Source organism: Bacillus cereus group sp. BfR-BA-01379 (assembly GCF_022663605.1).
GTDB lineage: Bacteria > Bacillota > Bacilli > Bacillales > Bacillaceae_G > Bacillus_A > Bacillus_A mobilis.
Genome location: NZ_JAKUFT010000011.1, coordinates 1 through 20,591 on the forward strand (window position 1 = coordinate 1; position 20,591 = coordinate 20,591).

The following is a 20,591-nucleotide window of genomic DNA, read 5'->3' on the forward strand; positions in this document are numbered from 1 at the left end:
CTTCAGCGATTGACGTAAAAAAATAATAGGATATTCAATTTTTTCTGTAAAAATCCAAACCACTATTCTCTTATTCATTTAGAGAATAGTGGTTTATTATATTTTCATTTAAGCATGTACAGCATGTCCTATTGCTTGCAATAATGCTTCATGAATCGCTTCAGATAAAGTTGGATGCGCTGCAATATAATCTCTCATTATATCAGCGGTAACTTCTGTATGAAGCATTACGGTTCCTTGTCCGATCAGTTCGGTTGCACGAGGACCGATAATTGAAATCCCTATAATTTCTTGATATTTAGATTCCACAATAACTTTTACTTTCCCCGTTTGTTCTCCAATAATAAGCGCTTTTCCGTTCGCTGTAAAAGGAAATTCACCAATTTGTATGTCACCGTACTGCTCTCTTGCATCTTTTTCATTTAAACCTACACTTGCGATTTCTGGGGATGTGTATATACATCGAGGTACTGCATGATAGTTAACTTTCACATCTTCTCCACTCGCGTGCAATGCTGCTGTCGTTCCTTCATGGAAGGCAACGTGAGCAAGTTGGATTCCACCAATCACATCACCTGCTGCGTAAATATGTGATACATTTGTTTGCATATGTTCATTCACAGCAATCCTTTTATTTGAAAATCGAATGCCTGCTTTTTCTAAATCTAATCCTTGTACACGTGGTTTTCGGCCGACAGAAACAAGTACATATTCCGGATTGGCTTCTTGGATATTTCCTTCATATTCAAATGAAGCTTGCTTCTTATAATTATTTAATCCTTTTAAAGCTGCTTCTGTAAATATTTCTACACCATCATTTTCTAGTTTCTCTCTTAAAATATGTGCGATATCTTCATCTTCACCAGGTAATAATTGCGGTGCCATTTCAACAATCGTAACTTTTGTTCCAAGACGACTATAAATACTTGCAAACTCGCACCCTATTACACCACCGCCAACGATTAGTAATGATTTCGGTATATTTTCTAGGGACATTGCATGGCTACTATTTAAAATCCACTTCCCATCAAATGGAGCAAAAGGTAATTCAGTTGGTTCTGAACCTGCCGCTATAATAAACTGTTCTCCATCTACTATGGTTTCTTTATCACCATGTGTAACTCTCACTCGGTGATCCGTTTCAAATCTCGCTTTACCTTGTATAACTTGTATTTTATTTTTCTTCATTAAATATTGAATTCCTTGCACGAGCTGCATTACGATTTGTGATTTCCTCGCCTGTATTTGCTTCCAATCAATTGATATACTTCCATTGTTAAGTGTAATTCCATAATGATTCGCTTTTCTCACAATGTCATGCACTTCTGCACTTTCTAACAATGATTTCGTCGGCATACAACCAACATTTAAACAAGTCCCGCCAAGATCCGCTTCATCAATAAGAGTTACATCTTTCCCATTTTGAGCCGCGGTAATTGCTGCTACATAGCCAGCGGGACCGCCCCCAATAACAACTAATTTACTCATTCTCTCACCTTCTCTTTATAAAAGAATTGTTACAGGTTCTTCTAAATAACGTTTAATTGTGCGTAAAAATGCAGCTGCTGGTGCACCATCTAATACACGATGATCAAATGTTAAACTTAAAGGTAACATACTTCCTTTTCTTAATTTCTTCCCTTTATATACAGGAACATGTTCAATTGCACCTACACCTAAAATACCAGTTTCAGGTGTATTTAATACCGGCGTAAAATATTCAATACCGAAGCTACCTAAATTACTAATTGTAAATGTTGTCCCTTGCATATCATCACTACTTAAACTGCCTGCTCGTGCTTTTTGAGCCGCATTCTTAATCTCTTTAGATAACTCTACTACAGATAGATTATTTGCAAAGCGAATAGCTGGGACAATTAATCCTTTTTCTAACGCGACTGCCATGCCTAAATGAACATGTTCAAATTGATGAATTGCGTCATCTATATATGCGCTGTTCATTTCTTTATGCTCCCCAAGCGCTAATACTACAGCACGAGAAACAAAATCCGTAATGGTTAGTTTGTTATCGTATCGTTTTTGTACAGCTTCCGCTATGTCTTTATGTAAAGCCACTAAATCTGTCACATCTACTTTCATCGTTAATGTTAATTGCGCACTATTTTGTAAACTTGCATGCATACGGTTTGCGATTGCTTTACGCATACCAGTAACAGAAATGACTTTACTTTCTTCTTGTTCAAGTACTTCTGGAGTCAGTACTCTTTCTTCAAGCGCCTTTAACACATCTACCTTTGTAATTCTTCCGCCAGGACCTGTACCAACCAATACCTTGATATCCAGATTTTCAGACTTTGCAATTTTCTTCGCTACAGGTGAAATTTTAATTCTTTGCTTTGCTACTTCTTTCGCATATGGTTCCGGATGTTGTACATTTTTAGATTCTAGATTAGGTATTTTTTCTTCTACAACATTTATACTTTCATAAACTTCTACTTTTTCATTCTGCTTACCGATGTAGCAAATTACAGTGCCAGGTGGAACTCCCTCATCTTCACTTACAGCTATATCAAGAACAGTTCCATCAGCTGGTGCCTCTATTTCAGTTTCGATTTTTTCCGAGTTAATACTAGCAATTAGTTCACCTTTTGCTACATGATCACCCGCTTTAATATTCCAGCTCGTAATAATACCTTCTTTCATCGCCATACCTAACTTCGGCATTACAACTTCTACAGCCATGTTTCTCTCTCCCTTCTCATCGTTTCATTACACATGTAATAAAGGTTGGTCTCCGATCATTTCAGATACAATTTCAATTACTTTCTCCGGCGTTGGTAAATATAACTTTTCAAGTGGTGGTGAGAACGGAACTGGTGTATGTGGTGCTGTAATTCGTTTAATAGGTGCATCTAACAAATCGAATCCTTTATCTGCTACAATTGCCGCAATATCTGTTGCGATACTACATCTTGGATTTGCTTCGTCAATAACAATTAAGCGATTCGTTTTTTCAACAGATGCTAAAATTGTATCTTCATCAAGCGGTGATAAAGAACGTGGATCGATTACTTCTACTTCAAGTCCTTTTTTCGATAATTGCTCAGCAGCTGCAAGTGCTGTATGAACTTGTTTTCCAATTGCGACGATTGTTACATCAGAACCTTCACGTTTAATATCTGCTTTCCCTAAAGGAATTGTATAGTACCCTTCTGGTACTTCGCCTTTCATATTGTAAAGTGTTTTATCTTCAAAGAAGATTACTGGATCATCATCTTCAATTGCCGCTAATAATAAGCCTTTTGCGTCATATGGAGTGGAAGGAACAACAACTTTTATACCTGGAATGCTCGTAAATAACGCGTATAAACTTTGCGAATGCTGTGCTGCTGCGCTAAAACCAGCACCATGCATCGTACGTACTGCAACTGGCACTTTCGCTTTACCACCGAACATATAGCGGAATTTTGCACCTTGGTTTAATACTTGATCAAGACAACTTCCGATAAAATCATTAAACATTAATTCAGCAATTGGACGTAAACCTGTTGCCGCAGCTGCCATTGCTGCTCCCATATAACCAGCTTCAGAAATTGGAGTATCTAAAATACGATTCCGGCCAAATTCCTGTACAAGCCCTTTCGTAACACCGAGTACACCGCCCCATGCTTCATCATCTTGCAAGTGATCCACTTGTGCACCGCCTGCAACATCTTCTCCGATTAAAATTACATTTTCATCACGACGCATTGATATTTTCATCGCTTCATTGATTGCAGTTGACATACTAACTGTTCTAGTCATTATTTTTCACCCTCCTCTTATTTGTAAGAAACGTATACATCTTTTAATAATTCTTCATCCTCTGGATATGGACTATTTTCACTAAATTCAATTGATTTTTGTACTGCCTCATCTACTGCCTTTTCCATATCAACAAGTTCAGATTCAGTTAATAAAGCTTCATGAATTAAATGCTTACGGAAGTTCACAATCGCATCTTTTTCATTTAAATGTTCTTCTCTTTCTTCTGAAGTTTTATATGTTTGCGCTTCACCTTCGAAATGACCGTAATTCCGATATGTCATACATTCAATGATTGTTGGACCACCGCCATTACGTGCGCGTTCCACCGCTTCTTCCGCTGCTTTATACACCGCAAGTAAATCTTTTCCATCTACTTGAACACCTGGAATATTGTAAGCTTTCGCGCGATCTGCAATGGAATTACAGCTTGAAGCATATTCAAATGTTGTCGCCTCACCGTAACCGTTATTTTCTGCGATAAAAATAACTGGTAACTTCCAAATTGCTGCTAAGTTAACCCCTTCATGGAATGTCCCTTCATTATTTGCTCCGTCACCGAAGAAACAAACACTTACATCTTTCGTTCCTTTATATTTAGCTGTTAATGCTGAGCCACAAGCAAGTGGAAAACCTCCGCCTACAATCCCGTTCGCACCAAGCATTCCTTTATTTAAATCGGCAATATGCATGGAACCGCCTTTACCTTTACATAACCCTGTCGCTTTCCCAAAAAGTTCAGCCATCATCCCGTTTAAATCACAGCCTTTTGCGATACAATGTCCATGTCCTCTATGCGTACTTGTAATACTGTCACCATCTGTTAAGTGGGCACATACACCAACTGCTACCGCTTCTTCACCTGCGTATAAATGAACGAAACCTGGCAGAACGCCTTGCGCGAATAATTCATGTACCTTATCTTCAAACTTACGAATTTCTAACATTTTTTCATACATCCAACGAGCTTGTTCTTTCGTAATTTCATTCCCTTTACTTTCAGTTGTTTTTAACATGTCCAGCCCTCCTATTTTCTTGTTCATCTTTTATATTGCAAGTACTGTGCCAAATTCTAATCATTGATTTCATGGCTTTTCTCTTTCCTTTCAAAATAAAAAAGTGGACAAAATGAGACTTATGTCTCGTTTTGTCCACTTTTGTTCACCTAATTTGAGAATTACGATCTTATTCATTATCAAAACTTTTCTGTAATTTTCGGATGTAAATAATTTGACCAATATGATAAGCATTATGAGTCGTTACATTACTAAGCACTTCCCACCACTTCGCATTTACGGGAAATCCAACTACATCGCTTTCAACCTTCTCTTCATTTATAAGCTTTTGCCATTGTAACAGTTTCTCTAGTAGTTTTTCTCTTAACTCATCGAATGATTGATTATCTGAAAGCATAAAACTTTTGTTATTATCACCAATAGCAGGCACGGCATTCACATTCGATTCTTTATACCTAGTTTGCCACGTTGAGTTCCAATACAATAAATGTTGTACAATCTCAGCTATACTATTACTCTCTTCATTCGGTTTCCAGAAAGCTTCTCTCTCAGATAGATCTTTCACTGCATCTGAAAATGGCATATACCAACTAGGATCATTCGCATTCGCTAATAATTGATCTGCTAATACATCTTTCACATGTACCACTTTACGTCCTCCCTTTAAAAAGATTCATTTCATGACAATACTCACTTCTCTAAATACGCTGAGTTTGTAAGATTTCCTCTTTTTAAACGCAATCCCATACATATACATATAAAGAAACCGAACGCACCTAATCCATAAGCAGCTGTATAACCACTTGTTCCAATAATCCAGCCTGCAAGTCCTGGTCCAATCATTTGACCAACTGCATAAAAAACAGATATAAAACTAATTGCCATTGATACGTACTTTTGGGATACTTGCTTTGATGCTGCAACTTGTATTAATAAAAGAATACCACCGAGGCTAGAACCCCAAATTATTGCCGATACAATAAAACCCATTATGTTGTCAAAAAGGATTGGCATCACATCACCTATTACTGCTAATAAAAGTGCAATACATAACGTTTTCTTTATGCCAAACTTATCTGAAATCAATCCCCAGATAGGAGCTCCTACTATTGAAAACATACCGGCAATTGCATAAATGGTTCCTGACATTGCTGCCGAAATACCACTATCAATCATAAAACTAGTTTGATATAAATTCGGAATTAAGTAAACAATTCCCACAATAAAATACATCCATGCAATAACATATAGTTCTTTTGTTTTCCATAAAAACGATTTATGATTCCCTTTTTCCTCATCTTCGGTTACATCAGGATTTTTCAAAATAATTGAAGCGATACATACTACGATACATGTAATAACCCAAAACAAAAACCATACACCACGCCAACTGTACTCAGGAAATGTACGTACTACATAAGGAACAATTATCCCACTAAATAACATACCTATTCCAGCACCGCTTAATAACAGCCCCATAACAGTTCCTCTTTTGTCCGGAAACCATCCTACCGTTATTGACATGAGTGGTGTATAAACTAAAGCACTACCAGCTCCAGCACATAGCATACAAATAGCGACTAGCCAAAGTGAATAAACAAAGGCTAATCCCAATAAGCTTACAACAACAAGCCAACTTCCTATTAATAAAACTAATTTTGCGCCAAAACGGATAGTAAATATTCCAGATGTTCCTACAGTTAATAAATAGCCTAAAAAAAGTATAGTTCCTAACATACCTGATTGAGCTGTAGATAAGTGAAGCCCCTCTTGCATAAATGGCAATATAATTCCATATGCCATACGTGCAAAACCGGTTGTTGTTATAATAAGGAACATTCCTATTAATACAAATACCCAAAAGTGATGTTCATTCCGTTCATTCATTTAAATTCCTCCATAAATAGTTATTTACAATTGGATGTTGATTGTAATTATACTGACCACTACAAAATACAACTACCAAATAACGGAGGAGTTTACGGTATAGCGGATTTTTAATATATACGTAAAATTTCAGAAGGTTTTATTCCATATTTCTTTTTAAATGACTCTGAAAAATGACTTATATTTTTATACCCAACAGTGATTGCCGTTTCAGTTACATTACTAGTTCCAGAACGTAATAAAAACATTGCCCGTTCCATTCGCTGTTCTCTTAAATATGCAAATGCAGATGTACCAAATAACTCTTTAAATCCCAGTTTTAATTTATAATCATTTAACCCTACTAACTTAGCTAGTTCTAATAATGATGGTGGTAATTCCATCCGCTGCATTAATATTTCTTCAGCACGTTTTATTTTATTTATATCACTTTTTGATAAAACTCTTCTTTTTATTTCATTACAATTCTTTAACAAAAACCTACCAAAATGGATGGAGAGTAATTCAAGCACTTTACTTTCCATTTCTAGTTGATATATACGATCTTGATGTGGAAAATCTATCATTTTTGAAATAATATTAGCTGATAGAGAGTCAATTGGACTTTGCAATTTTTTAAATGGGTTATTACCTAATATAGCGTGAAAATTAAGCATTCCTTCATCAGCATAATCCAACATAAAATGATTAAATAATGGTACAGGGATTCCAATAGCTAATGAATAAAGAGGCTTCTCTTTTTCATATTCAAATAACACTTCAAAATCATTCATAAAATATAAATAGCTATTTCCAGTCTTTAATTCATACGAAGAATGACCTACTTGTACCTCCGCAAAACCTTGCAAACAAAAATTAAGTTCCACCATTGCTGCATCCGATGCAAACTGAATATGGTGATTATTATGGAATTGAAAGTTTGATAACACAATTTCCATTCCAGAAAACGACGTCCATCTTCGTACTTCTCCTTTACCTAATATATTTGGTACATACATATGTCTCTCATCTTCCATTTGTAATTCATGAAAATATTTATGAAAAATATCATGAAAACCGTTAGTCCTCATGAAATCCACACTCCTTTTATAAATAAACCATTAATTAATTGATAATATTTTTCAATTATAACAAATGTCTTTATACAATAAATAGCTATTCGCTATACAATTCGTTATGATAAAAGAAAAAGAAAGCGAGCAAAAAATGAATAAAAAAATCGCTGTTATTACTGGGGCTTCAAGTGGATTCGGACTTTTAACAACACTTGAGCTTGCGAAAAAAGACTATTTAGTTATCGCCACAATGCGAAACATTAATAAACAAAAAGATTTAATATCTCAAGCTACTAAACTCAACTTACAACAAAACATAAAAATTCAGCAATTAGATGTAACCGATCAAAACTCTATACATAACTTTCAATTGTTTTTACAAGAAATAAGCAGAGTAGACCTTCTCATTAATAATGCAGGATACGCAAATGGGGGCTTTGTAGAAGAAATTCCAGTAGAGGAATACCGTAAACAATTTGAAACGAACCTTTTTGGAGCTATTTCAATCACTCAGCTTGTTTTACCTTATATGAGAGAACAAAAAAGTGGGAAAATCATTAATATAAGCAGCATTAGTGGTCAAGTTGGATTCCCTGGTCTATCCCCTTATGTTTCTTCAAAATATGCATTAGAAGGATGGAGTGAATCCCTTCGTTTAGAAGTACAACCGTTCGGAATAGATGTTGCTTTAATAGAACCAGGTTCTTATAACACAAATATTTGGGAAGTAGGTAAACAACTAGCTACAAACCAATCTGATACATCTTCTCCTTACAAAGAATATATGGATAAAATACAAAAACATATTAATAGCGGCAGTGATACGTTTGGAAATCCGATAGATGTTGCTAATAAAATTGTAGAAATTGCTGAATCTAAGCGTGCGAATTTACGATATCCGATTGGCAAAGGTGTAAAATTTATGATCTTTGCGAAGAAGATTCTTCCATGGCGATTGTGGGAATACCTTGTTTTGAGAAGCTTCAAAAAAATGTAATTAACTTTTTGAAAGAGGTGCGAATCAAATGTTAGGTTTACCGTTTGGAAAAGTGTTTTTAGTTCCATGGACTGAAGAATGGCAAATTGAGTTTATGAAAGAGAAACGACTCATTGAAGAACAAATTAGCAAACATATTTTAGCAATACACCATATTGGTAGTACCTCTATTCCACATCTAAGTGCAAAGCCAATTATTGATATAGCAATCGAACTAAAAGATTATAAGGACGGTTTAACATGTATTAAAAAATTAGAATTACTAAACTATAAATACAGAAAAGATGTACTACCTGAACGATACTACTTTAATAAAGGAGAGCCAAGAACTCATCAAATTCATATGTATGAACAAGGAAATACATATTTAATAGAACAATTACAATTCAGAGATTACTTAATAGAAAATAAAACTTCTCGTATACAGTATGAACAGTTAAAGATTCTACTTTCACAAGCTAATCCTAATGATAAACATCGATATGCAGAGGATAAAACAAATTTCGTTACATCCATATTAGCCAAAATAAAGTGAAACTTTAACCAGTGGGGGTTTTCTTCATCCCCCACTGGTTATCAGCCCTCACCAATCGGACTTTTAGGGGCAGTTGATCCCCCACCTAACTTCTTTGCTTTCGCTGAATTTTGAGGTGGGGGTCTTACTGCCCATTAAAGTGGGCTAAATGATGAATTTAAATAAGAAACCATTTAGTAGTAAATGGTTTCTTATTTATTAGTTATTTCACTATTTGTACCATCAATAATCACCTTATTATGCAGCAGGTGGAACGAAATAAACTAGTATTGAGATCATCAATATAAATGCAACCATTCCCGTTATCGAAAGTATATATTCTTTTGATTCTCTATCATACTTCCATTCCATCCATGCTCTTAAAGTACATGATATCCCTAAATAAGTGAACATGACATAAGCCATTTTAGAGTTTTCAAATTTAAACATATAATAACAACTACCTATTATATAAATAATAATAAGCCCTATTTCTAATTTTACATGTAAACTATTCACATGCTTATATCCAAAGAAGCCCCTTATCTCCATATTCAATTTTCTTCTTAAAAACTGTTCTAAGAAATATCCACCAATACCCAGTCCAATAATAAGCATCAAAATTGTAGAGGTACTCATTGTTGTTCCCCCTCCTATTACTTTATTTTATTTTTAGAAATAAAGTGGACTATATTTCGGTTATTCTCCTCTAAATAACTTACAATCCCTTCAGGATACGTTCGTTTCTCCTTTAATTCGTCTAGACTTTTCCAGATTAATATAATATCTTTATGTCTTATTTCATTTGTAATTCTCTCTTGAACAGTTCCCCAATGTAGCAATGTACAGTGATGTCCTTTTTCGTTTTTCCACTCAAAAATATGCTCATTTACAACGGCTAACTCTTGAACATCGAGCTTCAAATCGTATTCTTCCATTAATTCTCGCATTATTGCTTCTGTTGCTGTTTCACCAAATTGAATAGAGCCGCCTGGAAAACGATAAAATGTTTCGCTTAAATCACATTGTACAAGTACTTTAGAACGATCTTCATTTACAATCATTACTTCAGCACGTAATTTAGGATTTTTCATTTTGCCTCTCCATTCATTCCACATATGATTAAATCCAATAGCTATAAAAGAAGAAATTAAACATAATTCCTGTAATTATTAATAATGGAACTGTTCCTAAAGAAATGACATATTCCCTCGATTCTTTATCATATTTCCACTCCATATATGATTGAAAGCAGTATAAAGTTATTAAAAATAATATGGGTAAATTACTAATATAAATGGGATTTAAAGTGGCACATATCATTGTAACAATTATATAAGAAATGATAAGAACCCTAGTACCCCATTTATGAGAGTTGTTTACATATTTACTATTCCAGTCAGTTTGTTTCGGTATATTTAATTTTTTTCTCACTACTTTTTCCAAAATAACTACAAATATGATCCATAATACTAATAGAATTACTTTAACTAAAAACAGTGATGTCTCCTCCTTCACCTTTTATCCGGCTGATCACTTGGATATGTAGCATTCTCTTTGTTTTCAACGTCCCAACTAATAATTGTCGCACTATCTCGTCCGAATTGATGATGAACATGTTCTAATACATAATGAACACTTTCGTCAAGTTCTATATTATTTCTATTCATATCATTATATAGATTCAATGGTGTTTCATAATGACGTTTGCCGCATTCTAATACTCCATCTGTAACCATTACAATTCGATTCTTTCCAGTACGTAATTCACGAATTCCTGTTGAATAGCAAGGAACTGGTAAATGAAATGTGTTTACATTTCCAATCCATTCATAAAAATGACGCTGATTTAATGCATATTGTCCTAACTTATGTAATTCTTCATGAAATACATAAATGAGGCAATCGCCAATAGATAACCACCATATATAATTTTCTTTTCTTACACATATTAAGCAAGCTGTTTCACCTTTAATTTTTTGGCACTTTTCTTTAAATGAAGAGGACTGAAAAATTGTAAGTATATGATTTTCAACAGATCGAAATACTGTATCAATCGATTCATTCATCATTACTTTTATATTTTCAAATTCTTTTTGGATTGTATTTACTACTAAATCAACACTTTCCGCACTATTATGTCCATCTAAAATAGCTGCAAATTCCCAATCACCATTTGACCAAACTAACGCGCCATCTTCGTTCTTTTTTGCTCCGGCATTTATATTCCCGCCATATGTACCGAGTACGATATCACCATATTGTTTTACTGAAACTTCGTCTAAACACATCTTCTTATTTCCAATCCATGAATATTGTCTATTATTTCTTGTATGCATTTTCACTCACCATATACTTTCGTATTCTTTCGCATAGTTTTTTGATTTTCTCTGCGTCACCATATGGCGCACCAGTCCATTTCGCTACTTCCGTTGGTGACCAAAACTCTTTGGGTGTATTTGGATAACGCGGTATGATGTGCATATGCATATGTGGTACACCATTCCCTGAAACAAAAGTGTAAATATGTTCTGCACCTTCACTTTCTTTTAGCGCTTTACTTACTCTACTTGTTATAAGTCCGAACGCTTTCGCTTCTTCATCTGTTAGTTCGGCAAGGCCAGGTACATGTCTTTTTATATCTATCATTACATAACCAAGGTATGTTTCTTCCCTATCCCAGTGGACATGTCCAACGTAAACGAGTTCATCTTCGAAAATAGCTCCACCTGGAACTGTAACGTTTCCTATATGTTTTTCGCAAATAAAGCAGTTTTGCTCTACTTGATTGTTTGTTGACATATCCATCACCATCCTTTTTATTTATAATATCATAAAAAAAGGAAAAATAGGATTTGTATTCCGAAAATTCATTCTTTTAACGAAGAGGTTTTTTAAATAAATTTACAAACTCATTATTTCTTCAAAAATGCAAAGCCAATTACGATCCCTATCACAATTCCAATTACTAAATTACTAGTAAAGCCCCCTTGAAACACACCAATTACAACCCCTATAGCAACACCTATCGCCAAGGCATCATTTCTTTTTTTATTTTTAGTCAAAATTGCATCGCCTCCCATCGTTTCTCCCTAAACAACATACATTTACTTTAATGTATTAATATATTAACTATCTCAATTGAACATTCCCAAAAAATTCATTTTAACTTCACATATAATATTTCCTATTTTTTGTACATACTCCTTTTATAACAAAAAATTTCAAGTAACCATTAATTATACATAGGCATTTACTATAAGAAAGCTTCGTAATTTATTGAAGGAGGAACGATTTACATGCATCCTCATTGGAATCCAAATTTAAATCAACAATATGTGTATTCCCCCCATCCCGTAAGGAATACATTGCATCATGATTCGCAATATATGATGCAGCGTATCGCAAGTCTTGAAAGCCAATTAGCGAAATTAATCTCATTAATCGAAGAAAATAATCATTTAATTAAATCAATGGAACAGCAACAAAACCAAGTTTGTGCACCGGCTGGCGGTTCTGTTATCGTTCGTATGTAATCTTTTCAAACAAAAAACACACTTTGTATAATAAAGTGTGTTTTTTGTTTATCTTCTTTTTTGATGAAATCCTTGTGTAATGCGGTCTAATATAATTGCAATGACAACAATAGCTAGTCCAGCTTCAAATCCCATACCGATATTTACTTGTGTTACAGAGCGGTATACATCAACCCCAAGACCTGGTGCTCCTACAAGAGATGCTGTTACTACCATAGATAAAGAAAGCATAATGCTTTGATTCACACCTGCCATGATCGTTCCAGTTGCGAGTGGTAATTGTACTTTAAACAATTTTTGTGATGCGGTAGAGCCAAACGCATTCGCTGCTTCTATTAAATCTTCTGGAACTTGTCTAATTCCTAAGTCAGTAAATCGAATTGTCGGCGGCATTGCAAAGATTACGGATGCAATAATCCCAGGCACTACACCTACTCCGAAAAATGTAATCGCAGGAATAAGATATACGAACGCCGGCATTGTTTGCATAAAATCTAATGTCGGTTTTAAAAATTTTGAAAAACGTTCATTTTGAGATGCTAAAATACCAATTGGAATCCCGACAATGATTGAAATAATAACAGATGTGAGTACGAGCGCTAATGTTTGCATCGTTTGTGCCCAGTAGTTAATATTCAAAATAAATAATAATCCGATGAGTGTAAAAATAACTAAAGATACTTTTCTCGTTGTGTACCAAATGAGGAAACAAAGGATAATAATCATCAATATAGCTGGTATTATTGTTAAAAAATTAGTGAGTAAATCAACGAATCCGCCGATAATATAAGAGAACCCTCGGAATAAGCCTTCAAAGTGCTCGTATAAACTGGCAACAAATGAATCAACCCATTCCCCTAATGGAATACGTGGTATACTACTCATCGTCTTTCACCTCTTCCTCAATATTACCTGCAAGAGCTTGAATGACACTTTCGCGTTTAATAATTCCTCTTAGCCTTTTCTTCTCATCGATTACTGGTAACGGATATTTCATCTCCGCCATTTTCGCATACGTTTCTTCCAGTAAAGTATCTAAATACACGTGTGGGATATCGTTAAGCAATAAATCAGCAATTGGCCATTGCTTTTGTACTGCTTTACTCGCATCATCTGCAGTTAATATACCTAAAAACTCATATTTTTTGTTAACAACATATACAGTAGAAACACCTGCATTCCTCATAATCTGAAGTGCTACACGCGGTCCACGATCAATTAATAAAGTTTCAGGTCGTTTTAATATAGATTCCGCCGTAATTACTTTTCCTAAATTCACATCCGCCACGAATTTCTCTACAAATTCATTGGCAGGACTCATCATAATTTCTTCAGGCGTTCCAATTTGGACAATCTCTCCATCTTTCATTAAAGCGATACGATCTCCAATTCGAAGAGCTTCATCTAAATCGTGTGTAATAAAAATAATTGTTTTCTCCATTTTATCTTGTAATTCTAATAGCTCATCTTGCATTTCTTTTCGAATCAGTGGATCTAATGCACTAAATGACTCATCCATTAACAATACATCTGGATTATTTGTTAATGCCCTTGCGATTCCAACGCGCTGCTGCATACCGCCACTAAGTTGACTTGGATAATTATCTTTATGATGATCTAGTCCTACTAACTGTAGCGATTCTAATGCCTTATGCTCTCGTTCCTCTACTGGAACTCCTTGAATTTCTAATCCGTACGCAACATTTTGTATCACTGTACGATGCGGAAATAAAGCGAACTTTTGAAACACCATACTCATTTTCGTTCTTCTCACTCTTCGTAACTCTTCTTTCCCCATCGTCGCGATATCTTCACCATCTATGTATATATGCCCTGCTGTTGGTCTAATTAATTGATTTAACATTCGAACTAGCGTAGATTTCCCGCTACCAGACAGCCCCATAATTACAAAAATCTCTCCCGTATATACTTCAAAAGTTGCCTTTTTTACACCAACATTCATTCCTGTCTCTTTCAAAATTTCCGATTTGCTTTTTCCTTCTTTTAATAAAGTAAGCGCTCTTTGCGGGTGTTTCCCAAATACTTTTGTTACGTTTTCAACACGCACCTTTGTATTATCCATGTCACTACTCCTTTTCTACCCATCTATTCACATAGTGTTGCGATTTTGCAAAGAAATATTACATAAAAATGACATTCATAAGATTTCTTTAAAATTCTCGTTTCCGTTCATAATAAGAATGTTTACTTATACATTTATTTAAAAAGGCAAACGTTTCTTAGGAGGGTTTCAATGAGAAAGAAAATATGGCTTATATGCCTTGCATTATTTATTACTATGATTTTCTCTTCATGTAATGCAACAAATGCAAATTCGAAAGGAAAAATTAAACTTGGTGTAACAAGTTGGAAAGAAAACATTGCAACGGCAAACATGTGGAAAGTTTTATTAGAACAAAAAGGTTACAAAGTTGAACTCATGTATTTAGAAAAAGCGGCAATTTGGACTGGTGTCGCTCGCGGTGATGTTGATGCTAATTTAGAAGTGTGGCTACCCGTTACGGATAAACCGTTAAATGCTCGTTATAAAGATGATATAGTCTTAAAATCCAAATGGTATGAAGGTACTGGACTTGGCCTCGTCGTCCCTTCTTATATGAAAAACATTAACAGTATTGAGGATTTAAATGCACATAAAGATGAGCTAGATAACAAAATTGTCGGAATCGAACCCGGTAGTAGTCTTATGAATTTAACGAACAAAGCAATGAAGGAATATGATATTAAACTAAAACTTGTCCAATCTTCTGAAGCTGCGATGATGAGCGAACTAAAGAAAGCATATACGAAAAAGAAACCAATCGCTGTTACGCTTTGGAATCCGCATTGGGGCTTTTCCGAATTTGACTTAAAATATTTAAAAGACCCTAAGAAAGTATATGGTGAAAAAGATGACATTTATTACTCTGTTCGTAAAGGTTTCGAAAAAGATCATCCGGATATCATAAAATACTTTGACAAATGGAAAATGAACGATGAACAGCTTGGTACATTAATGGTCATGTTAAATAAAACGAAAGACCCTGAAGAAGCGGCGCGAAAATGGATTGAAAAGAATCAAGCGCTAGTTGATGAATGGGTAAAAGATTAACAAAACAGGCTAGAGGGTTAGCATATCCTCTAGCCTGTTTTATCTTATTTTTTCGTAACAACATCATCTACAATCCCATATTCTTTCGCTTCTTCCGCAGTCATAAAATAATCTCTTTCTGTATCATGTGCTACTCTTTCAATTGATTGCCCTGTTTTTTCTGCAATCATTTTATTAATATCACGCTTTAACTTTAGTATTCTTTTCGCTGTTATTTCAATTTCTGTTGCCTGACCTTGCGCACCACCAAGTGGCTGATGAATCATAATTTCACTATTAGGGAGTGCAAACCGTTTTCCTTTTGCACCTGATAATAATAACAATGCACCAAATGATGCTGCAAATCCCATGCATAGCGTTTGTACATCTGGTTTAATGAGATTCATCGTATCTAATATGGCAAAACCTGCTGTCGTTGAGCCGCCTGGACTGTTAATGTATAAAAATATATCTTTCTCGGCATCTTCCGCTTCTAAAAATAATAATTGAGCTACGACACTACTTGCTACTTGGTCATTTATTTCTGAACCGATAATAATAATGCGGTCTTTTAATAACCTTGAATATATATCATAGGAACGTTCTCCTAATTTCGTTTGTTCTACTACATATGGAATTGCATTCATTTTGAATCCCTCCAATAATTGTTATGCCGCGCAAAGCATACAACTGTAGGAAGAAGGTTTTTTTGCATTAAATAATAAGACTGGCTGTTTAGATGGTAACTTAGTAAAATCTATTGTCGGAAGAAGCTTTGTTAACAATTCCGGTTTTTCCTCACGAATAGACGTTACTACAACTTCAATATCATCTGTGAATTCTACAATCTCAATCCCTTCTTCACTTACAGTTTTCAGCCTATTTCTACTCCGAAATAAAGAAGCTTTTACTGCACCTTCTGTTACGGAACATACTTTAGCAATATCAGCGATACTATATTGAAAAACATCCTTTAATAATAAAATTGTGGACTGTTGCACATTGAGTGACGCTAATACTTTCCCTACCATTTCATGCAAATCTGCAATGTTCTCTTGTGGTTCTTCAAAAGTAATTTGTCCCTTTATTTTTTCATGAACTGATTTTGATTTCATCTGATCTATCCAGCGATTTCTAGCTATTTTATATACAAGTGTCATACAAATATCTTTATTACTATATTTTTGAAGAACTTTACAAACTGTTTCTTGGGCAAGGTCTTCGCCGTCCCATTTGTTTTTTGTTAAAAATGTACAGTACCTTTTCAATTCTCCGTATTGCTCAATTAAAAAATTTATATTTGAATGATTCATATCGATATGATTTTTAAAAATATGAGTTACTTTTGTGCACAAAATAACCACTCCTTTTCAGCGCTTACTTAATTAACGATTCAACAAATAAAAAAGTTACGGGGCATATAAAAAAATTATGTTTATGTTTAATAATTCGCGGTCATAAATATGTTATGTACAATATTACGTGAGGAGGAACAAATTTGCCAAAATTAACAATTGAAGGTGCGGGAACTTTTGATGTAAAAGAAGGCACAAAGTTAGTATTAGCGATTGAAGATAACGGGGTACACATTCTTCATCGCTGCGGTGGGAAAGCCCGCTGCACAACTTGTAGAGTAGAAATTATTGCAGGTGAGTTTTGTGAAGCGAATTCTAATGAAAAAAATGCGATTACGGAAAAGGGAATTGAAGATCACTTACGTTTATCATGCCAAATGCACGTACATAAAGATATTGTCGTTCGCCCTATACTTACAGTAGAAAATTCAGGTCTTGATGCAGGCCCGCGTCCAGCAGAATAATATGCTAAATTTAAAACAGCTCGCTGGTGAATATGCTGCTAGCTTTGTAAAAGATGGGATGAAAGTTGGACTTGGTACAGGTTCTACTGTATATTGGACGATACAAAAATTAGGTGAGCGTGTTAAAGAAGGATTATCATTTCAAGCTGTACCAACGTCAAAAGAAACGGAAAATTTAGCTAAACAACTATCTATTCCATTAATCTCCTTAAATAAAATGAATATACTCGATCTTACAATCGATGGTGCAGATGAAATTGATTCAAATTTACAACTTATAAAAGGTGGTGGTGGCGCATTACTTCGTGAAAAAATCGTTGCCTCCTCCTCTAAAGAACTAATTATCATTGCTGATGAATCAAAACTCGTAACGCATTTAGGCACTTTCCCATTACCAATTGAAATTACACCTTTTTCATGGAAACAAACGGAAAGCAAAATTCAAGCTTTAGGTTGTCAAACAACGTTACGTCTAAAAAACAATGAAGCGTTTATTACCGATAACAATAACATGATTATTGATTGTGTATTCCCTCATAACATAACGAATCCTTCCAACATACACACGCAATTAAAAATGATTACAGGCGTAGTTGAAACAGGATTGTTTGTTAATATGACTAGTAAGGCGATTATTGGAACAAAAAATGGAATAAAGGAATTATAATGAAAGCTGACTCTTACTGTCAGCTTTTTATATTTTTTCTTTATAGCGTGGTATTATGATATACTATGAAAACAAAAGCACATCACACTAGAAAGGGCTGAATAATTTGCACTCCAAACTCATAACAGAACTTACAGATTTAGAAACTGCCTTTCATATTCGAAAAGAAGTATTTGTAAAAGAACAAAATGTCCCTCTTGAAGATGAATTCGATACATTCGATGAAATCGGTGAGGAATGTAAACATATTTTAGTTTATTATAACGAGCTTCCTGTAGGTACAGGTCGTATACGATTTGTTGATGGTGCCGGAAAATTAGAACGCATTTGTATTTTAAAAGACTATCGTAAATACGGATTAGGAAAAGTAATAATCAAGGCGTTAGAAGAAATTGCTCGTGACAAAGAAGCAACAAAAGTAAAACTACACGGTCAAACACAAGCTGAAGGATTTTATACAAAACTAGGTTATCAAACTTCTTCAGATGTATTTATGGAAGATGGCATTCCACACGTTCTTATGACGAAAGTATTATCATAATAAAAAGGGTAATATATGAATTCATATACTACCCTTATTTATTAATAGAAAAGTAAATTCTCAATATTTCCTTTTGCATCAAAGCCCATCATCTCTTAGTTCATATCTAGGTAAAGCTTACACTGTTTTCCATAATGATAAGGCATAAATCCAGTTTGGATCCCCATTTCCTTGATAACTCTGGACTGCTTCATATACTTTTCCTTCGTGTAGAACTCTATCTCCCTTTTCATATGCTTTCTTTGCATCCCACTCTTCATATGAAGCGCTTTCAGTTTTTGTGGTAATTACGAATATATCACTCTGTACGGATTCATTTCCAGCTACATCAACAGCTTTCACTACATATTTATAAGTAGTATTAGGAAGTAAATTTTTATCCATATAAGAAGTCGCATTGGATGTTGCAATCTTTTTCATTGATCCTTCTGTTTCTCTATAAATATCATAATGGTCTACACCAATATTATCGTCAGAAGGACTCCACATTAGATCCACACTTGACGCTGTCGTTCCCATACTATGTAATCCCTTTGGTTGTGTTGGTGCTTCTGTATCAGGAGTCTCGACAGTTGTTTTTACTGTAAGCGATTGGCTTTCTTTCGATACATTCCCAGCTGCGTCGATCGCTTTTACAATATAAGAATACTCTGTACTCGCTTGTAATTTTTTATCAATAAAATGAGTGCCTGGTACTGTGTCAATCATCTCTCCGTTACGGAAGATTTGATACCCTTTTACCCCTACATTATCCGTAGAAGAGTTCCATGTTAGTTCTATACTATTCGCTGTTACTTTTTGTGCCTGAATTCCATTTGGACTACTTGGAGCTTCTATATCTGGTTTCACATCATTGATAAGATTAACATCAATAACATTATAGAATGCATTTGCTGTATCAGCTACATCCCATACTGCTAAAATCACATGGTATCCACTTCTATCAGTAGGTACATTAACTTTGTGAGTTAAATGATTTGAGGCTGCAGAACCATCATGTTGGACAGTTCCAATTGGTTCAAAATCTGCTCTTGTAAGTGATTTATTTGGGTTCCATCCTTTTTTGGTAATATAGTAATGCCATTTACTCGTTAAGTGAGGCGCTGTATATTTCCAAGTAAAACTATTTTCTCCGCCTGTGATTGTATTTTTAAACCAACGATTTTCAGTTTGCTGATCTAAAATACCGCCAAATTTTCCGCCTGCAGAAGCGATTTGTCCATCAACTGGGCCACCTTGCGGGAATCCTTTTGGTGCTTCTAAGCTTTGCGGTTCATACATAACACTTCCGCAATTTACATTTAGTGCGCCATAAGTTGGACTACATAAAGCAGATCGGCTGCCAGGATTTTCAACAAAACCGTGCGCGTATGCATTTTGAGGAATAAGTGTCGAGCCAATAATTCCGGCTGTTAATGCAACAGCTCCTAGACTTTTTTTGTTCATTTTCATGTTTTGTAGTTGTTTTAATAATCGATTATTCATGTTCCTGTCCCCTTCTTGTTATACTTTGTAGTGTAATGTGGGCTTCGATGTAAAAGAATAACAAGAGACAATCTTGTATCGATGTATGTGTTCATTATGCATACACCGCAGTGAAAATATATTTCATTTCTTGTGAAATATTTCACTTGATGAATATATCATGACATAGAAATCATCAAAGTATGTGCAGAAGTTGTGCAGAAATGATGAAAGCATTA

Annotated in this window: 25 protein-coding genes; 7 read left to right on the top strand and 18 right to left on the bottom strand. The window is 34.8% G+C overall.

Going from position 1 to position 20,591, the window contains the following annotated elements:
• Window positions 1-108 precede the first annotated feature (108 nt).
• The 7 genes from lpdA to MR113_RS06390 form a co-directional block, all read right to left on the bottom strand.
• Complete coding sequence (gene lpdA / locus MR113_RS06360) at window positions 109-1,488, bottom strand: dihydrolipoyl dehydrogenase (RefSeq protein WP_242252467.1); 1,380 nt, start codon at window positions 1,486-1,488, stop codon at window positions 109-111.
• 15 nt (window positions 1,489-1,503) lie between these two features.
• Window positions 1,504-2,703 carry a dihydrolipoamide acetyltransferase family protein gene (locus MR113_RS06365; protein WP_242252469.1) on the bottom strand — a complete coding sequence of 400 codons (1,200 nt, stop codon included), beginning with the start codon at window positions 2,701-2,703 and terminating at the stop codon, window positions 1,504-1,506.
• A gap of 27 nt (window positions 2,704-2,730) precedes the next feature.
• On the bottom strand, window positions 2,731-3,765 hold the full coding sequence (gene acoB, locus MR113_RS06370) for an acetoin:2,6-dichlorophenolindophenol oxidoreductase subunit beta (protein WP_242252471.1): 1,035 nt from the start codon (window positions 3,763-3,765) through the stop codon (window positions 2,731-2,733).
• A gap of 17 nt (window positions 3,766-3,782) precedes the next feature.
• Complete coding sequence (acoA, locus tag MR113_RS06375) at window positions 3,783-4,781, bottom strand: acetoin:2,6-dichlorophenolindophenol oxidoreductase subunit alpha (protein WP_242252473.1); 999 nt, start codon at window positions 4,779-4,781, stop codon at window positions 3,783-3,785.
• 169 nt (window positions 4,782-4,950) lie between these two features.
• Window positions 4,951-5,430, bottom strand: a complete 480-nt coding sequence (locus tag MR113_RS06380; protein WP_071723389.1) for a DinB family protein — start codon at window positions 5,428-5,430, stop codon at window positions 4,951-4,953.
• 41 nt (window positions 5,431-5,471) lie between these two features.
• Window positions 5,472-6,668, bottom strand: coding sequence for an MFS transporter (locus MR113_RS06385; protein WP_242252475.1), 1,197 nt, complete (start codon window positions 6,666-6,668; stop codon window positions 5,472-5,474).
• Between the two features lie 110 nt (window positions 6,669-6,778).
• Window positions 6,779-7,738 carry a helix-turn-helix transcriptional regulator gene (locus tag MR113_RS06390; RefSeq protein WP_242252477.1) on the bottom strand — a complete coding sequence of 320 codons (960 nt, stop codon included), beginning with the start codon at window positions 7,736-7,738 and terminating at the stop codon, window positions 6,779-6,781.
• A gap of 136 nt (window positions 7,739-7,874) precedes the next feature.
• On the opposite strand from MR113_RS06390, the gene MR113_RS06395 reads away from it, so the two are divergent.
• Together MR113_RS06395 and MR113_RS06400 are read left to right on the top strand one after the other, a co-directional pair.
• Window positions 7,875-8,720, top strand: a complete 846-nt coding sequence (locus MR113_RS06395) for an oxidoreductase (protein WP_242252479.1) — start codon at window positions 7,875-7,877, stop codon at window positions 8,718-8,720.
• A gap of 28 nt (window positions 8,721-8,748) precedes the next feature.
• Complete coding sequence (locus MR113_RS06400; protein WP_242252482.1) at window positions 8,749-9,255, top strand: GrpB family protein; 507 nt, start codon at window positions 8,749-8,751, stop codon at window positions 9,253-9,255.
• A 237-nt stretch (window positions 9,256-9,492) separates the two neighbouring features.
• Here MR113_RS06400 and MR113_RS06405 read toward each other — a convergent pair whose 3' ends face one another.
• The 6 genes from MR113_RS06405 to MR113_RS06430 form a co-directional block, all read right to left on the bottom strand.
• Window positions 9,493-9,873 carry a DUF4181 domain-containing protein gene (locus tag MR113_RS06405; protein ID WP_242252484.1) on the bottom strand — a complete coding sequence of 127 codons (381 nt, stop codon included), beginning with the start codon at window positions 9,871-9,873 and terminating at the stop codon, window positions 9,493-9,495.
• Window positions 9,874-9,890: 17 nt separating this feature from the next.
• Entirely contained in the window at window positions 9,891-10,328 is a 438-nt protein-coding gene (locus MR113_RS06410; RefSeq protein ID WP_242252486.1) for an NUDIX domain-containing protein, read from the bottom strand.
• A gap of 28 nt (window positions 10,329-10,356) precedes the next feature.
• A complete protein-coding gene (locus tag MR113_RS06415) occupies window positions 10,357-10,680 on the bottom strand; it encodes a DUF4181 domain-containing protein (protein WP_270730543.1) in 324 nt (107 codons plus the stop codon).
• A gap of 68 nt (window positions 10,681-10,748) precedes the next feature.
• Window positions 10,749-11,573: a PP2C family serine/threonine-protein phosphatase gene (locus MR113_RS06420; protein ID WP_242252491.1), complete on the bottom strand. Its 825-nt coding sequence runs from the start codon at window positions 11,571-11,573 to the stop codon at window positions 10,749-10,751.
• Window positions 11,557-12,036, bottom strand: a complete 480-nt coding sequence (locus MR113_RS06425; RefSeq protein ID WP_270730494.1) for an HIT family protein — start codon at window positions 12,034-12,036, stop codon at window positions 11,557-11,559. Before MR113_RS06425 ends, MR113_RS06420 begins: the two co-directional genes overlap by 17 nt.
• A gap of 113 nt (window positions 12,037-12,149) precedes the next feature.
• Complete coding sequence (locus tag MR113_RS06430) at window positions 12,150-12,317, bottom strand: glycine zipper domain-containing protein (RefSeq protein WP_242252495.1); 168 nt, start codon at window positions 12,315-12,317, stop codon at window positions 12,150-12,152.
• A gap of 216 nt (window positions 12,318-12,533) precedes the next feature.
• On the opposite strand from MR113_RS06430, the gene MR113_RS06435 reads away from it, so the two are divergent.
• On the top strand, window positions 12,534-12,770 hold the full coding sequence (locus MR113_RS06435) for a hypothetical protein (RefSeq protein WP_242252497.1): 237 nt from the start codon (window positions 12,534-12,536) through the stop codon (window positions 12,768-12,770).
• Window positions 12,771-12,818: 48 nt separating this feature from the next.
• Here the strand turns inward: MR113_RS06435 and MR113_RS06440 are convergent, their stop codons facing one another.
• Together MR113_RS06440 and MR113_RS06445 are read right to left on the bottom strand one after the other, a co-directional pair.
• Window positions 12,819-13,655: an ABC transporter permease gene (locus MR113_RS06440; protein WP_073515292.1), complete on the bottom strand. Its 837-nt coding sequence runs from the start codon at window positions 13,653-13,655 to the stop codon at window positions 12,819-12,821.
• Complete coding sequence (locus tag MR113_RS06445; protein ID WP_242252499.1) at window positions 13,648-14,853, bottom strand: quaternary amine ABC transporter ATP-binding protein; 1,206 nt, start codon at window positions 14,851-14,853, stop codon at window positions 13,648-13,650. Before MR113_RS06445 ends, MR113_RS06440 begins: the two co-directional genes overlap by 8 nt.
• A 171-nt stretch (window positions 14,854-15,024) precedes the next feature.
• On the opposite strand from MR113_RS06445, the gene MR113_RS06450 reads away from it, so the two are divergent.
• Window positions 15,025-15,882 (top strand): glycine betaine ABC transporter substrate-binding protein, encoded by an 858-nt coding sequence (locus tag MR113_RS06450; RefSeq protein ID WP_242252503.1) that lies wholly within the window; start codon window positions 15,025-15,027, stop codon window positions 15,880-15,882.
• Window positions 15,883-15,926: 44 nt separating this feature from the next.
• Here the strand turns inward: MR113_RS06450 and clpP are convergent, their stop codons facing one another.
• Window positions 15,927-16,508: an ATP-dependent Clp endopeptidase proteolytic subunit ClpP gene (gene clpP / locus MR113_RS06455; protein ID WP_071723406.1), complete on the bottom strand. Its 582-nt coding sequence runs from the start codon at window positions 16,506-16,508 to the stop codon at window positions 15,927-15,929.
• 21 nt (window positions 16,509-16,529) lie between these two features.
• The gene (locus MR113_RS06460; protein WP_242252505.1) at window positions 16,530-17,216 is read right to left on the bottom strand and encodes an RNA polymerase subunit sigma-70; all 687 of its coding nucleotides are present in this window, start codon (window positions 17,214-17,216) and stop codon (window positions 16,530-16,532) included.
• A gap of 143 nt (window positions 17,217-17,359) precedes the next feature.
• On the opposite strand from MR113_RS06460, the gene MR113_RS06465 reads away from it, so the two are divergent.
• The 3 genes from MR113_RS06465 to MR113_RS06475 all read left to right on the top strand — a co-directional run bounded on the left by MR113_RS06465 (window position 17,360) and on the right by MR113_RS06475 (window position 18,888).
• Window positions 17,360-17,680: a 2Fe-2S iron-sulfur cluster-binding protein gene (locus MR113_RS06465; protein ID WP_063263086.1), complete on the top strand. Its 321-nt coding sequence runs from the start codon at window positions 17,360-17,362 to the stop codon at window positions 17,678-17,680.
• A 1-nt stretch (window position 17,681) separates the two neighbouring features.
• Window positions 17,682-18,347 (top strand): ribose 5-phosphate isomerase A, encoded by a 666-nt coding sequence (gene rpiA / locus MR113_RS06470; protein ID WP_242252507.1) that lies wholly within the window; start codon window positions 17,682-17,684, stop codon window positions 18,345-18,347.
• Window positions 18,348-18,453: 106 nt separating this feature from the next.
• Window positions 18,454-18,888 (top strand): GNAT family N-acetyltransferase, encoded by a 435-nt coding sequence (locus MR113_RS06475; RefSeq protein ID WP_242252517.1) that lies wholly within the window; start codon window positions 18,454-18,456, stop codon window positions 18,886-18,888.
• Between the two features lie 117 nt (window positions 18,889-19,005).
• Here MR113_RS06475 and MR113_RS06480 read toward each other — a convergent pair whose 3' ends face one another.
• Window positions 19,006-20,373, bottom strand: coding sequence for a lytic polysaccharide monooxygenase (locus tag MR113_RS06480; protein ID WP_242252524.1), 1,368 nt, complete (start codon window positions 20,371-20,373; stop codon window positions 19,006-19,008).
• Window positions 20,374-20,591: the final 218 nt, after the last annotated feature.

Bases quoted from the DNA above. Each gene is read 5' to 3' on its own strand.
- lpdA (WP_242252467.1), bottom strand. From the start codon at position 1,488: ATGAGTAAATTAGTTGTTATTGGGGGCGGTCCCGCTGGCTATGTAGCA.
- MR113_RS06365 (WP_242252469.1), bottom strand. From the start codon at position 2,703: ATGGCTGTAGAAGTTGTAATGCCGAAGTTAGGTATGGCGATGAAAGAA.
- acoB (WP_242252471.1), bottom strand. From the start codon at position 3,765: ATGACTAGAACAGTTAGTATGTCAACTGCAATCAATGAAGCGATGAAA.
- acoA (WP_242252473.1), bottom strand. From the start codon at position 4,781: ATGTTAAAAACAACTGAAAGTAAAGGGAATGAAATTACGAAAGAACAA.
- MR113_RS06385 (WP_242252475.1), bottom strand. From the start codon at position 6,668: ATGAATGAACGGAATGAACATCACTTTTGGGTATTTGTATTAATAGGA.
- MR113_RS06390 (WP_242252477.1), bottom strand. From the start codon at position 7,738: ATGAGGACTAACGGTTTTCATGATATTTTTCATAAATATTTTCATGAA.
- MR113_RS06395 (WP_242252479.1), top strand. From the start codon at position 7,875: ATGAATAAAAAAATCGCTGTTATTACTGGGGCTTCAAGTGGATTCGGA.
- MR113_RS06400 (WP_242252482.1), top strand. From the start codon at position 8,749: ATGTTAGGTTTACCGTTTGGAAAAGTGTTTTTAGTTCCATGGACTGAA.
- MR113_RS06405 (WP_242252484.1), bottom strand. From the start codon at position 9,873: ATGAGTACCTCTACAATTTTGATGCTTATTATTGGACTGGGTATTGGT.
- MR113_RS06410 (WP_242252486.1), bottom strand. From the start codon at position 10,328: ATGAAAAATCCTAAATTACGTGCTGAAGTAATGATTGTAAATGAAGAT.
- MR113_RS06420 (WP_242252491.1), bottom strand. From the start codon at position 11,573: ATGCATACAAGAAATAATAGACAATATTCATGGATTGGAAATAAGAAG.
- MR113_RS06425 (WP_270730494.1), bottom strand. From the start codon at position 12,036: ATGTCAACAAACAATCAAGTAGAGCAAAACTGCTTTATTTGCGAAAAA.
- MR113_RS06430 (WP_242252495.1), bottom strand. From the start codon at position 12,317: ATGGGAGGCGATGCAATTTTGACTAAAAATAAAAAAAGAAATGATGCC.
- MR113_RS06435 (WP_242252497.1), top strand. From the start codon at position 12,534: ATGCATCCTCATTGGAATCCAAATTTAAATCAACAATATGTGTATTCC.
- MR113_RS06440 (WP_073515292.1), bottom strand. From the start codon at position 13,655: ATGAGTAGTATACCACGTATTCCATTAGGGGAATGGGTTGATTCATTT.
- MR113_RS06445 (WP_242252499.1), bottom strand. From the start codon at position 14,853: ATGGATAATACAAAGGTGCGTGTTGAAAACGTAACAAAAGTATTTGGG.
- MR113_RS06450 (WP_242252503.1), top strand. From the start codon at position 15,025: ATGAGAAAGAAAATATGGCTTATATGCCTTGCATTATTTATTACTATG.
- clpP (WP_071723406.1), bottom strand. From the start codon at position 16,508: ATGAATGCAATTCCATATGTAGTAGAACAAACGAAATTAGGAGAACGT.
- rpiA (WP_242252507.1), top strand. From the start codon at position 17,682: ATGCTAAATTTAAAACAGCTCGCTGGTGAATATGCTGCTAGCTTTGTA.
- MR113_RS06480 (WP_242252524.1), bottom strand. From the start codon at position 20,373: ATGAATAATCGATTATTAAAACAACTACAAAACATGAAAATGAACAAA.